General features: G+C 57.9%; 14 protein-coding genes. 7 read left to right on the plus strand and 7 right to left on the minus strand.

Annotated features, from left to right (window positions below):
- A partial coding sequence (locus KOE80_RS18550; RefSeq protein WP_226349701.1) for an FAD-dependent oxidoreductase occupies positions 1–397 on the minus strand: 397 nt, incomplete at its 3' end.
- Positions 398–597: 200 nt separating this feature from the next.
- Here KOE80_RS18550 and glpK point away from each other — a divergent pair.
- Together glpK and KOE80_RS18560 are read left to right on the plus strand one after the other, a co-directional pair.
- Positions 598–2,091 carry a glycerol kinase GlpK gene (glpK, locus tag KOE80_RS18555; protein ID WP_226349702.1) on the plus strand — a complete coding sequence of 498 codons (1,494 nt, stop codon included), beginning with the start codon at positions 598–600 and terminating at the stop codon, positions 2,089–2,091.
- 27 nt (positions 2,092–2,118) lie between these two features.
- Positions 2,119–2,571, plus strand: a complete 453-nt coding sequence (locus tag KOE80_RS18560) for a TM2 domain-containing protein (RefSeq protein ID WP_042487615.1) — start codon at positions 2,119–2,121, stop codon at positions 2,569–2,571.
- 134 nt (positions 2,572–2,705) lie between these two features.
- On the opposite strand, the gene KOE80_RS18565 is transcribed toward KOE80_RS18560, so the two are convergent.
- A complete protein-coding gene (locus tag KOE80_RS18565) occupies positions 2,706–4,406 on the minus strand; it encodes a SulP family inorganic anion transporter (protein ID WP_226349703.1) in 1,701 nt (566 codons plus the stop codon).
- Between the two features lie 185 nt (positions 4,407–4,591).
- Positions 4,592–6,913 carry a heavy metal translocating P-type ATPase gene (locus tag KOE80_RS18570; protein WP_226349704.1) on the minus strand — a complete coding sequence of 774 codons (2,322 nt, stop codon included), beginning with the start codon at positions 6,911–6,913 and terminating at the stop codon, positions 4,592–4,594.
- 78 nt (positions 6,914–6,991) lie between these two features.
- Here KOE80_RS18570 and cadR point away from each other — a divergent pair, with 78 nt between their 5' ends.
- Positions 6,992–7,423 carry a Cd(II)/Pb(II)-responsive transcriptional regulator gene (gene cadR / locus KOE80_RS18575; protein WP_042487623.1) on the plus strand — a complete coding sequence of 144 codons (432 nt, stop codon included), beginning with the start codon at positions 6,992–6,994 and terminating at the stop codon, positions 7,421–7,423.
- An 18-nt stretch (positions 7,424–7,441) separates the two neighbouring features.
- Here cadR and KOE80_RS18580 read toward each other — a convergent pair whose 3' ends face one another.
- The 3 genes from KOE80_RS18580 to KOE80_RS18590 are packed head-to-tail and all read right to left on the minus strand — an operon-like array spanning position 7,442 to position 8,607.
- Positions 7,442–7,852, minus strand: a complete 411-nt coding sequence (locus KOE80_RS18580) for a DUF6691 family protein (protein ID WP_226349705.1) — start codon at positions 7,850–7,852, stop codon at positions 7,442–7,444.
- 10 nt (positions 7,853–7,862) lie between these two features.
- Positions 7,863–8,291, minus strand: a complete 429-nt coding sequence (locus KOE80_RS18585) for a YeeE/YedE family protein (protein WP_226349714.1) — start codon at positions 8,289–8,291, stop codon at positions 7,863–7,865.
- Entirely contained in the window at positions 8,281–8,607 is a 327-nt protein-coding gene (locus KOE80_RS18590; protein WP_045931753.1) for an ArsR/SmtB family transcription factor, read from the minus strand. The genes KOE80_RS18585 and KOE80_RS18590 overlap by 11 nt, the downstream gene beginning before the upstream one ends.
- Positions 8,608–8,681: 74 nt before the next feature.
- On the opposite strand from KOE80_RS18590, the gene KOE80_RS18595 reads away from it, so the two are divergent.
- Positions 8,682–9,548: an MBL fold metallo-hydrolase gene (locus KOE80_RS18595; protein WP_226349706.1), complete on the plus strand. Its 867-nt coding sequence runs from the start codon at positions 8,682–8,684 to the stop codon at positions 9,546–9,548.
- Positions 9,549–9,665: 117 nt separating this feature from the next.
- Positions 9,666–10,046: a SirB2 family protein gene (locus KOE80_RS18600; protein ID WP_021446841.1), complete on the plus strand. Its 381-nt coding sequence runs from the start codon at positions 9,666–9,668 to the stop codon at positions 10,044–10,046.
- A gap of 75 nt (positions 10,047–10,121) precedes the next feature.
- Here KOE80_RS18600 and KOE80_RS18605 read toward each other — a convergent pair whose 3' ends face one another.
- Entirely contained in the window at positions 10,122–11,177 is a 1,056-nt protein-coding gene (locus KOE80_RS18605; RefSeq protein ID WP_226349707.1) for a YeiH family protein, read from the minus strand.
- Between the two features lie 100 nt (positions 11,178–11,277).
- Here KOE80_RS18605 and KOE80_RS18610 point away from each other — a divergent pair, with 100 nt between their 5' ends.
- On the plus strand, positions 11,278–12,183 hold the full coding sequence (locus KOE80_RS18610; RefSeq protein WP_009456071.1) for a LysR family transcriptional regulator: 906 nt from the start codon (positions 11,278–11,280) through the stop codon (positions 12,181–12,183).
- Between the two features lie 122 nt (positions 12,184–12,305).
- A complete protein-coding gene (locus tag KOE80_RS18615; RefSeq protein ID WP_083053899.1) occupies positions 12,306–13,529 on the plus strand; it encodes a DUF3734 domain-containing protein in 1,224 nt (407 codons plus the stop codon).
- Positions 13,530–13,535 lie beyond the last annotated feature (6 nt).

Raw genomic sequence — 13,535 nt, forward strand, 5'->3', positions numbered from 1 at the left:
CGGCCAGACCGTCGTAAGCCATCAGGCCCACCCCATAAAATGGGGTTTCCCAGCACTTGTAGCTGGGCATGACAAAAGGCAGACGCTGCGCCAGATGGGGCGCATTGCTCAGCAAATGCATGCGTTCGCGCAAGGCCTCGCGCACCAGGCTGACATTTCCCTGGGCCAGGTATCGCACCCCACCGTGCACCAGCTTGGTCGCCCGCGAGGACGTGCCTTTGGCAAAGTCCCAGGCTTCCAGCACCACCACACTCAAGCCCCGCAAGGCCGCGTCCAGAGCCACGCCTAAGCCGGTTGCGCCACCACCCACCACGACCATATCCACCTGCGTGGTGCGCGCCAAAGCGCCCAGCATCTGGGCTCTGTCGGTCAATAAGGGGGAACTTAATGTAGTCATAAGATGAGCGTTGGACCTGAAATTAGCAGACTCCCGAAAAAAGTACTGACTGGCTCGGGATTTACCCTGATTTTAGCCCCTGAACTTTTACCGTCCAGTGAAACTTGTTTGCTCGCGTATCAACACGCCGTCTGCGACCGGCCACAGGCCGCACAGAGCCAGTACACTGTGGTCTGCTCCGCTTTTACAGCCTCTTTCGCATGACCTTCATACTTGCTCTTGATCAGGGAACCTCCAGCTCGCGCAGCCTTGTTGTAGCGGCAGACGGCCGCATTCTGGCCAAGGCGCAGCAGGAAACCCAGCAATACTATCCGCGCACCGACTGGGTAGAACACGATCCTCAGGAAATTCTGGACACACAGTTCCGGACCGCCCGACAAGCGATTGAGCAGGCCGGACTGCGTCCTCAGGATATACACGCGATTGGCATCACCAATCAGCGTGAAACCACCGTGCTGTGGGACCGGCAAACCGGACAAGCCCTGCACAAGGCCATCGTCTGGCAAGACAGGCGCGCCGAAGACTTCTGCGCCCAACTGCGCGAGCAGGGGCACGAAGCCACCATAACCAGCAAGACGGGCCTGCCCATTGATGCCTACTTTTCAGCCTCCAAGTTGCGCTGGCTGCTGGACTCCATACCCGGCGCCCGTGAGCGGGCTCAGCGCGGCGAACTAGCTTTCGGCACAATTGATAGCTGGCTGATCTGGCACTTAAGTGGCGGCAAAGTCCATGCCACCGATGTCAGCAATGCCTCGCGCACCCTGCTCTACAACATTCATAGCCAGCAATGGGACGAGGAGTTGCTGGCCCTGTTCAACATCCCGGCCAGCGTCTTGCCCCAGGTACAAAGCTCCGCCTCTGAGTTTGGCCATTGCAGCCCCGAGATTCTGGGCAGCCCCATCCCTATTTGCGGTGTGGCGGGCGACCAACAAAGCGCCCTGTTCGGCCAAGCCTGCACCACGCCCGGCATGGCCAAGAATACCTATGGCACAGGCTGCTTCCTGTTGATGCACTGTGGCTCGCAGGTTCCACAATCCCATAATGGCCTGATCGCGACCAGCGCCGCCCATCATGGCGACACTCCCGCCTATGCGCTGGAAGGCAGTGTCTTTATTGGTGGTGCGGTTGTCCAATGGCTGCGCGATGGTCTGGGCGCGCTGGAACACAGCGCTCAAGTCGAAGAGCTGGCCCGCAGCGTGCCAGATGCTCAAGGCGTGCGTCTGGTGCCCGCCTTCACCGGCCTGGGAGCGCCCTATTGGGACGCCCAGGCCCGCGGCACCATTACCGGCCTGACACGTGCCTCCACCATGGCCCACATTGCCCGCGCCGCTCTGGACAGCATTGCCTACCAAAGCGCCGCCGTGCTGCAAGCCATGAATCGGGATGTACAGGCCAACGGCGGCCCAGCCTTGCACGAGCTGCGTGTGGACGGCGGAGCCTGCGCCAATAATCTTCTGATGCAATTTCAAGCAGACTTGTTGGGCCTGCCCGTCGTGCGTCCCGTTACTATTGAGACGACCGCGCTGGGCGCCGCCTATCTGGCAGGCCTGGGCAGCGGTCTGTATTCAGGTTTGCCGGAAATTGCGGCGCTGTGGCAATGTGACCGGGTGTTTGAGCCAGCCATGTCGCGCGATGAAGCCCAGAACCTGATGCTCAGTTGGGAACAAGCCGTGCGTCAGGCACGCACTTATTGAACTTGCTGTTTTTTTGACGGAAACACCATGCTGCAAAAAATCATTCTGGGCATTGCCATCTTCCTGATCGTGATGTTGGGCCTGACCTTTGGCGAGGCCATTTTCCACTACATTTCCTCGTACCTGGGATTCCTGTTCCATGACTTCATCGAACTGATGCAGGAAGTCCAGCGTTACCTGACCGTGCATTGGGGCAAAGCACTGATTGCCTTGATCATTACCGTCCCGCTGGTGATCTGGATTTCCAAGAACAAGAAAGATGAAATGTCCAAGCCCAACAGCCACCGCAAGATCGCGATTGTGCTGGCGATTTTCCTGGGCTGGCTGGGCGTGCACCGCTTTTACCTGGGGCAAATCGGCATGGGCTTGCTATTCCTGGTGCTGTTTGCCATCTGGTCGCCCCTGGCCTACTTCCTGGCCTTGATCGACGCCTTGCGTTACGCCTTTATGGGTGACGACGAGTTCAAACTGGCCCGTTGATTTCCAGACTGCTCACCAAAGCCCCACTTGCTGGGGCTTATTTTATGTCCATGTCTCCCTAGCATGTGGGCTTTCATACCGTGTTAAGTAGGGAGCGAACGTTCACGGGCAGGCAGGCAACACACCCTGCTCTGCTAAGTTGGCACTCCCGTCTCAGATGCAGCCTCTTCTTTCTGAACACCCGCCCGGTGATCCAGCGTTTCACTGACGCTTTCCCACGCATTCTGCAAACTATCAAACACGCGATGTCCGTGGATCTGCTTGAACAGGCCCATGCGTATCAACTTGCGGGTCACTTTCTCGTTGGCTTCGCAAACGGCCACCATGACATTGCGCTGCTCCAGCTCCGTCAAGGCGGTTTCCAGGGCCTGCATGGCTGTCGCGTCCACAAAAGGCACATAATTCAGACGCAGAACCACTGCCCGAACCGGCTCGGGCACCGTCAGCAAGGAGCGATTCACCGCCTCCACACTGGCAAAGAAATATGGCCCTTCCAGGGTAAGCACCGAGATATCCTGGCGCAGCTCCTGGCTGAAAGACAAATCCAGTGCCCGCTGTAAACGACGGCCCTCCAGCGCCCGCACCTGCACCCCATCCGAGGTGCGCTTGAGCACATACAGCATGGCCAGAATCACCCCGATATTGACGGCCACGACCAGATCCGCGAACACCGTCAGCGCAAACGTCACCCACAAAATGAACAAGTCAGCCGGGGGCATGCGACGCTGCAAACGGACCACCAGCTTGGCCTGACTCATATTCCAGGCCACCATGAACAGAATGGCCGCCAGCACTGTCAGCGGAATATAGGCAGCCAGCGGAGCCAAGAGCAGCAAGACCAGTACCAGGAAAATCGCATGCACGATGCCGGCAATGGGGCTGTCACCCCCATTTCGGATATTGGTGGCCGTACGGGCAATGGCTCCGGTAGCTGCAATCCCGCCAAACAAGGGCGAGAGCACGTTGGCAATGCCCTGCCCCACCAGTTCCTGATTGGAGTCGTGACGCGAACCTGTCATGGAGTCCGCCACCACGGCGGACAACAAGGACTCGATAGCGCCCAGCATGGCAATCGCAAAAGCAGGCCCGATCAGCTCCACCACACGGGTCAGGGTAATGTCTGGCCATTGGAAAGACGGCAAGCCGCTAGGCAAGGCGCCGAAGCTGGAACCGATAGTGGCCACCGACTCGAAACGGAAAATCGCCTGGATAAGTGTGATGACTACCAAGGCCACCAAAGGTCCAGGCAAACGCGCCAGACTTGGAATCTTGGGCACAATGATCAGGATGGCCAGAGATAATATCCCCAGCAGCGTGGTGGCCCAATCCAAGGACGGCAGGTTCTGCAGCAAGAACCAGAGCTTTTCGTGAAAGTGCTGGCCTTCTACGACGGGAAGGCCAAAAAAATCCCGCCACTGGCCCACCCAGATGATCACCCCGATACCGGCGGTAAAACCCACGATGACCGGATCGGGAATAAAGCGGATCACGGCTCCCAGGCGCAGCAGGCCCAGCAGCAGCAAGATCACCCCGGCCATCAGCGTGGCAATTTGCAGGCCCGCCACCCCATGTTGGGCCACCACCCCGGACAGGATGACAATGAAGGCACCCGTCGGCCCGGCAATCTGAACCCGGCTGCCGCCAAATAAAGACACCGCCAAACCGGCAATAATGGCGGTATACAAACCCTGCTCGGGCTTGACCCCGGAGGCAATGGCGAAGGCCATGGCCAGCGGCAAGGCCACCACCCCCACCACCAAACCAGCCAACAGGTTATTTAGCCAGTGTTTTCGCCCCAGGAGTCCGGCTCGACCCGCTTCCAGCAGTGCAATCATCGCGCGTCCTTGTCATGCCCAGCCTGCTCGACACAGATGAGAAACAAGCAGGGCCCAAACTCAAATGAAGCCTTAATAATACTACTGTGTGTCAAAAAAACTTCACGTTAGTGATGGGCTTATTTGATGAGGCAAAAAAAAACCCACCTCAAAGAGGTGGGGCTCAGTGACAACGAACACGGAATTCAAGGGTTGCGGGCGCGCAGCAAACGCAAACTGTTCAGCACCACCAGCAAGCTGGCGCCCACGTCGGCAAACACCGCCATCCACATGGTGGCCTGTCCGGTCAGAGCCATCACCAGGAATACCGCCTTGATACCCAAGGCCAGGCTGATGTTCTGCCACAGAACGGCGTGCAAGGCTCGGGACTGACGCATCAGCAAGGCAATCTTGCCCAGATCATCGTCCATCAAGGCCACATCAGCAGTCTCGATCGCAATATCCGAACCCAAAGCCCCCATGGCGATACCCACATCCGCACGAGCCAGGGCAGGCGCATCATTGATGCCATCGCCCACCATCGCCACCAGGCCCTTGCCCAGTTTTTCCTCGATACGATCCAGCTTGTCCTGTGGCAGCAAACCGCCTCGGAAATCTTTGATGCCGGCTTGCTGGGCCACATGGCGCACGGCTTGTTCATGGTCGCCCGAGAGCACTTCCACTTGCACGCCCTGCGCTTGCAGGTCGCGGATCGCTTGAGTGGTGGTAGGTCGCAGGGTATCCATCATGGCGAACCAGGCCAGCAGACCTTGTTCGTCACCCAGATACACCATGGTGGCACCGCTCTCTACGGCTTGCTGCTCGGCCTGGCTGGACTCGGCCTGATTCTGGCCCAACACCCAGCTACGCTTGCCCAGACGCAATTGGCCAGTCGAACCCTCTGCCTGCACGCCATTGCCTGCCAAGGCCTCGAACTGGTCCAGGCTTAACAGGCCCGATGCCACACGACCACGTGCAATCGCTTGCGAGGCGGGGTGATCCGAACGCTCGGCCAGAGCAACGGCCATGTCCAGCACTTCGCTATCCGACAGGCTTGGACGCAAACTGCCGTATTCGTTCAAAGAAGGCTCGCCCAAAGTCAGGGTGCCGGTCTTGTCCACGGCCAGGTAACGCAGCTGACGAGCCCGTTCCAGATACACGCCACCTTTAATCAAGATACCGGCACGTGCGGCACTGGCCAAAGCACTGACCACGGCCACCGGCGTGGAAATCACCAAGGCGCAAGGGCAAGCGATTACCAGCAGAACCAGAGCACGATAGACGGACTCCGACCAGCTCACACCCCAGATCAAGGGCAAGGCCACCGCCATCAAGGCTGCCGCCACCACGACCAGCGGGGTGTAAATGCGAGAGAACTGATCCACAAAACGCTGAATCGGCGCCTTGTTGGCCTGCGCTTCCTGAACCGAACGCGTGATGCGAGCCAGCAAGGTTTCATCATGAGCAGCCTGGACTTGATAGACCAGCTCGCCCATGCCATTAATGGTGCCTGCAAAAACCTCGTCACCGGGCTCTTTGTCCACGGGGGCGCTTTCACCTGTAATGGGGGCCTGATTAACCGTGCTTAGCCCTTGCAGGACTTTACCGTCCAGGCCAAAACGCTCGCCGGGGGCGACACGCACTTGCCAGCCAGCCTGAACCTGATTGGCGGGTACTCGTTGCCAGTCCTTGCCGTCGGCGCTGACCAGAACTTCATCCGGCACCAGCTTGAGCAGACTGTCCACCGCATTGCGGGCACGATCCAGGGAACGAGCTTCGATCCACTCAGCCAGGCTGAACAGGGACATCACCATGGCGGCTTCAGGCCATTGGGCCAGGATCACCGCCCCCGTGACGGCAATACTCATCAAGGCATTAATGTTGAGCTGACCATTACGCAGCGCAATCCAGCCTTTCTTGTAGACCTGCACACCACCGGACAGAATCGCAGCCACCGCCAGAACAATTACCAGCCATTCGGGGGCCGCCAGCCAATGGCTGATCTCGGCAGCCAAAGCCAGCACCACGGCACCAGCAATACGAATCAGGCCCTGCTTGGGCGATACCTGCTTCACAGGCTCTTCATCGGCCATGCGAGGCTCAAAACCCAGGCCACGCAAGGCACCCAGCACTTTATCGCGAGCGCCATCCACGTGGTCCACGGTCAAGACGCGCTGCATCAGGTCAAAGCCCAGGTTCTGCACCTGATCCAGCTTTTTCAGGCCGGAGCGAATCATGTTCTCTTCGGCTGGGCAATCCATATCAGCAATATGCACGACCAGACGCGTGGAGGTACTGGCAGCCAAGGCCACCGACGGACCAATGGCAGGAGCCGAGCAGCATGCCCCTTCATGAGCGTGCGCTGTTTGCTCTGCATGGCTGTGATCGTGATCATGGTTATGCTCGTGGCTGTGATCGCCCGCTGCATGGTCGTGATCATGACTATGGTCATGGGAATGTCCGGTCTGGCAGGCCGATGTTGTGCACTGCCCCACGCCGAGCTTTGATGTGTTGTTAGCTGATGTCATAGCCGTTCCTCGCTTCTTGCATGGGGCCAGTAGAAAGCCTAAAGTAACTACAAGGTCAAGCCCTTTGGAGGCAAAGCAATGAAAATTGGTGAGTTGGCGGAAAAAAGCCACTGCAACACGGAAACCATCCGCTATTACGAGAAGGTCGGACTGCTGCCCGAACCGGAACGCAGCGAGGGCAACTATCGCCTGTACCGCAATATCCACTTGGAACGGCTACGTTTTATTCGCAACTGCCGCAGCCTGGATATGACACACGAAGAAATCCGCGGCCTGCTGGCATTTATGGACGGCCCGGCGCAAGACTGCGCCCCGGTGAATGATTTGCTGGACGAGCACATCGAGCATGTAGCCGTGCGCATTGCGGAACTGGAACACCTGCAAAAACAACTGATTGAATTGCGCCATCGCTGCGGGCAGGCCGGTGGCCTGGAGCATTGCGGCATCCTGCAAGGTTTGGTGAATATGGAGCCGGATCAAGTCCCGGCTCCCAGCACTCATCTGGGCTAAGGCCCTGTGGCGTGGTGCTTAGCCACGCACCCGCCCTGCCGCCCACATTCCGACCAGCATCGCGACCAGAAACAGCACGGCCAAAGGTGCACCCGAGGCGGCCAGCACAATGGCCGGACCCGGGCAAAAGCCGGCCACGCCCCAGCCAGCACCAAAAATCAAGGCACCCACTATCAAGGGACGGTCAATTTGACGCTGCTTGGGCAAGTTCATGGGCTGGCCAGTGACGAACGCACATGGGCGACGACGCGCCAGGCTGAAGGGCACAATCGCCACCGCAATGGCCGCCACCATTACCAAAGCCAAGGACGGGTCCCAGTCCCCGGCCAGATCCAGAAACGCCAGCACCTTGCTGGGGTTGGCCAAGCCGGAAATCAACAAGCCCAAGCCAAAAATCAGGCCAGAAACCAAAGCGATAAAATAGTGCATGGTGGGCTCCTTAGATCAGGTGACGCAAGACAAACACGGTCAGAAAACCGCTGGCCATAAACATCAAGGTTGCCACCAAAGAACGGGGTGACAAACGCGACAAGCCACAAACACCATGTCCGCTAGTGCAACCTGAACCCAGCCGGGTCCCAAACCCCACCAGCAAACCGGCCACGACAACCCAAATCCAGGGCTGCGACTGTACCTCTGGCACAGTTTCCTCGGCCAGGCGATACAACCAGGGAGCTGCCGCCAGGCCCAGCAAGGCCATCCAGCGCCAGCCCTTGTCACCGGCCTCCCCGCTCCAGGTGCCCGACAGCAGACCGGAGATACCAAACACCCGGCCATTGAACAGCACCAGGATAGAGGCAGCCAAGCCCACCAACGCGCCCCCGAACAAGGCACTCCACGGTGTAAACGACGTCCAGTCAATTGCAATCATCAGTGCCTCCCGGGGCGCAAAAGATTCCATATAAAGTCTGCATCACCGCCAGCACCGCTGGATTTTCCAGACGGTAATAGACGTATTTGCCCTCTTTACGGCTGGCAATCAGCTCTTCACGCCGCAAAACCGTTAATTGCTGCGATAAAGTAGGCTGAACAATGCCACTGCGCTGCGCCAGTTCCCCCACATTGCATTCACCCTGCACCAAGGTGCAGAGAATCATCAGGCGGTCGGGGTTGGCCAGGCTGCCCAGCAAGCTGCTGGCTCGGCCTGCTACCTGTCGCAGCGCTTCCAGTTCAGTTTGATTCATATCGTTCTACAAAAACACAATATATATTATTATATAATATCTTTTCATATTTTATAAGCAACAAGAGGTCTGACATGCTCCAAGCCCAGGTCGCCAGCTTCTTTCATACGGACACCTCCACGTTCACCTACGTGGTCCATGCCGCAGGCCAACGCGAATGCGCCATTATCGACTCCGTGCTGGACTATGATGCCGCCTCCGGCCGCAGCAGCACTGCCTCAGCCCAGAAGGTCGTGGATTTTGTGCACCAGCATCAGTTGGAGGTGCAATGGGTTCTGGAAACCCACGCCCATGCCGACCATCTGTCCGCTGCGGTCTGGTTGCAGGAACAGGTGGGCGGCAAAATCGCCATCGGCGAGCACATCAAGCAAGTGCAGTCCACGTTCAGTCGCATCTTCAATATAGAGGCCGAAATCCAGGCCAACGGCACACCCTTCGATACGCTGTTCAAGGATCAGGAGCAATTCCAGATCGGTGCCCTTCAGGTACAAGCCCTGCACGTACCCGGCCACACACCGGCCGATATGGCCTATCACGTTCAGGGGCTGGGCGTATTTGTGGGTGACACCCTGTTTTTGCCCGATGTCGGTACTGCCCGTTGCGACTTTCCGGGCGGCAGCGCCAGCCAGCTGTATGAATCCATCCAGCGCTTGCTGGCCCTGCCCGCAGACACTGTCCTGTTCATGTGCCACGACTACCCGCCTGAAGGACGGGAGCCCCATTTTCAATGCACGGTTCAGGACCAGAAAGACAGCAATATCCATGTGCACGACGGCATCAGTCAGGAACAGTTTTGCGAGCGCCGCACGGCACGCGATAAAACCCTGGGCATGCCGCGCCTGATCCTGCCGTCCATTCAGGTCAATATCCGGGCCGGCCACTTTCCCGAGCCTGAAAGCAATGGCCAGGTCTATCTGAAGCTGCCCATCAATCAACTCTGAATTTGGCGGTTTTTTGCGTCTGAACAGGCACAAGCCGGGACGCAGAAAAACTTTTAAGCCCCAGCCTGCGTATACTGCCTTTTTCTGCACCCTGAACTTCAGAAGGAAATAACTGGCATGACTTACGTGGCCCTCAAACACTTGCACATGACAGCCGCCGGGCTGAGCATTTTGTTTTTCATTATTCGGGCCTTCTGGTCAGTGTCCGGCTCATCCTGTTTGCAGAATCGCTTTGTGCGCATTGCCCCGCATGTCATCGATACCGTCTTGCTGGTCTGTGGTCTGGCGCTGGCCGGCATGTTGGGCGCAGCAGCCAACCAACCCTGGCTGCTGACCAAGATTGTGTTGCTGGTGGTCTACATCGTGGTGGGCAGCTATGCCATCAAGCGCGGTAAAACCGCTTTCAGCCGCGGCGTGGCAGCGCTGATTGCGATTGCCATCTTTGCCTATATCGTGGGCGTGGCGCTGAACCGCAGCCCAGCTTCCTGGTTCGTTTAAGCACACAAGCACATAAAAAAAGCCCCTGACAGTGGAAATAATTGTCCACTGTCAGGGGCTTTTTACTGTCCCGCCTTACCAGACGCCTATCCAGCGCTGCACCAACAAACTGCTGAGGGCTACGGCAATCCAGACTCCCAGCCCCAGCAAGGCAGGCCGCGCGCCGGCTCGTGCCATCACCTTTAAATCCGAGCACAAGCCAATGGCAGCCAGGGCCAGAACCATCAGGAACTCGGCCAGAAAACGCAGCGGTTCCAGCCACTCCATCGGCACCCAACCCAGCGAGCGCAGAGCCGAGGCCACCATGAACCAGACAATGAACCAGGGAAATACGCGCATCAGATCAAAATCCCGACCCGCCTGACGCGAACGCCACATTTCCAGGCCCGCCAGAATCAGGCAGATAGGAATAATCAAGGTTGCACGCGTCAATTTCACGATAGTGGCATGGTCACCGGCCTGACGGCTGTAGCTATACCCTGCCGCCACGACTGACGAGGTATCGTTGATTGCGGTTCCCGCCCACACCCCAAAACCGGCATCGGACATGTTCATCATGTGACCGGCCAAGGGGAAAATCAGCACCGCCACAATATTGAAGATAAAGATGGTGGAAATTGCCAGTGCAGTTTCATGCTCTTCCGGCTTCAGAATGGGCGTAACTGCCGCAATCGCCGAGCCCCCGCAAATCGCCGTCCCCACCCCGATCAGAGTGCGCAGCTTGGAAGGAATGCCCAAGGCTCGGCCCAGTACCAGTGCCGTCACAAAAGCCACCGTCAGCGTCACCAGGGTTACAGCCAGTGAATCCATGCCGGTACGCATCACTTGCGGCAGGCTCAAGCCAAAACCCAGGCCAATAATCGACCACTGCAACAGCACTTTGGACGAAAAGCGCAAACCGGGCTGAAACACCGGAGCCACGCCCATGCTGTTACGCAGTACCATCCCCAGGACAATCGCAAAAACAGGGCCGCCAATCAACGGCCACAATTTCCCCAGGCCCATGGCGGCAACACCCACGGCCACCGCCAGTAAAAAGCCCCACAAACGGGACGGCTTCAGAGAGAAACCCGATTTGCCCTGTGCCTTCAGGGTCGTGCTTCCTGCTGGTAAATCGGTCACACTGCTCATCTCGTCATTCCAGATATGTAATAAGTAAAAGTAATTTTAGGTTGACCCCGAGTATTAAAAAATTCATTATTACTTATCGTAAGTATCAATTTTATTTATCATGAATGCGATCAGCATCAGACAACTGGAAGTGTTCGTAGGCATTGCCACCTTGGGCACCGTGCGTGCTTGCGCAGCCCAGATTCACTTGTCCCAACCTGCCGCCAGCATGGCTTTGGCCGAGCTGGAAAAGCAGCTGGACTGTCCCCTTTTTGAACGCACGCCAGGGCGCATGCAGCTGACCAGCCGCGGCAAGCAATTGCTGCCGCACGCTCGCGAAATTCTGGAGCGCCTGCGGGAGATGCAAAGCCAGCAGGAAGAAAGCGAGTTGCGTGGTGAAATCCGCATCGGGGCCAGCAATACCGTCGGCAACTATCTGATTGGGGATCTGGTGGGGCAGTTTGTGCGCCAGCACCCGCGCGTGTCCCTGCATGTGTCCGTGGACAACACGGCCAACATCATCAATCAATTGCTGGAACATGGCTGCGACATTGCCTGCGTGGAAGGCCCGGTCAATCACCCTCAGTTGGAAACCTGGATCTGGCGCGAAGATGCGCTGGTCGTCTGCGCCGCCCCCGATCACCCGCTGGCTACCAAGGCCACCTTGGAAAAACAGGACTTTGCGGGCATGAGCTGGATCATGCGCGAACGTGGCTCGGCCTCCCGAGCGCTGACCGAACAAGCCTTGAATGTGCTGCCCGGCGGCCATGTGCTGATGGAGCTGGGTCAGGTAGAAGCCATCAAACAGGCGGTCATCGCCGGACTGGGCCTGGCTTGCCTGCCACAGGCAGCTACCCTGGATGCTGTTGCCAATCAGCGACTACGCATCCTGGACACCCCTTTTCTGGATTTGAAGCGCCGCCTGTCCCTGGTCCTGCATAAAGAACGCTACCGTAGCCAGGTGTTAAGCGCTTTTGCGGAACATGTACACAGCCCGGAGTCCGGTTCAAACGCATCGGAAACTTGACGCAAGTTTGCATTCTGATGATGGTTGACACCCGCAGCAATGCTATTCTTGCTGCAGTGCAGCACAAACAGAAGGGACCATAAGTCCCGCTCTCCTGCCCACCTCTTGAACCGAGTGATGCCATGAACACTGTTCCTACGCCACAAGCGCAAGATGTCCCCGCTTTTGCCCGCCCCTCTTATTTGCCACCCTACGAAACGGTAGCCCTGGTATTGCAAGGCGGCGGCGCTTTGGGAGCCTATCAAGCCGGTGTATATGAAGGTTTGCTGGAAGCAGGAATCGAGCCAGACTGTTTATCCGGGATTTCAATTGGGGCCTTGAACACCGCGATTATTGCGGGCAATCCCCCCGAGCGGCAGGTAGAACGCCTGCGGGAGTTCTGGAATACCATTTGCGAGCCCTACTATGGCTGGTCCAGCCCAGCCTGCCTGGAGCGTGCCCTCTTTGGTATCAACGATGTCATGCGTGAGGCCATCAGCGCCTTCAATGCCAGCAACGCCCTGGTCTTGGGACAGCGTGGCTTTTTCCGCCCCCGTTTCCCCCCTCCAATGCAAGCCACACCGGGCGTGCCCGAAGGTGCCAGCTATTACGACACCAGCGCCCTGAAAGACACGCTGGAACGTTTATGTGACTTTGATCGCATCAACGACAAGCGTCAGCGCATCTCGGTAGGTGCGGTCAATGTAGGCACGGGCAACTTTGTTTACTTTGACAACCATCGCACCACCTTGCGAGCCGAACACTTCATGGCCTCGGGTGCCCTGCCTCCGGCTTTCGCCCCCGTGGAAATTGATGGTCAGTATTACTGGGACGGCGGTCTGGTTTCCAATACGCCGCTCTCTTATGTGCTGGATCAGTCACCCCGCCGAGACACTCTGGTTTTTCAAGTGGACTTGTGGAGTGCGCGTGGCCCGGTACCCAACAATATGGGTGAAGTCAGCGACCGCTTGAACGAGATCCGCTACTCCAGCCGTACCCGTATGGTGACCGAGGACATGCGTCATTCGCAGTACATGCGTCATATCCTGTCAGAGCTGCTCACCCTGATCCCCGAAGATCAACGCAAAGACCTGTTACCGTGCCGCCTGGCCGAAGAGCTGGCCAGCAACAAGCGCTACAACGTGGTGCACCTGATTTACCGCAACCAGCCCTACGAGCAGCACTACAAGGACTATCAGTTTGGTCGCATGACCATGCGCGAGCACTGGCGTAGCGGTCTGGATGATATTCGCCAGACGCTGATCCATCGAGACAAGCTGAACATGCCGGAGAACCTGGCCGGTTTTACCACCTACGACGTGCACCGCGACGAAATCGAAAAACGGCTGGCCAGCAACGGCAAGTAAGCCAGC

It is taken from the genome of Alcaligenes sp. 13f (genome assembly GCF_020496585.1).
GTDB lineage: Bacteria > Pseudomonadota > Gammaproteobacteria > Burkholderiales > Burkholderiaceae_B > Alcaligenes > Alcaligenes phenolicus.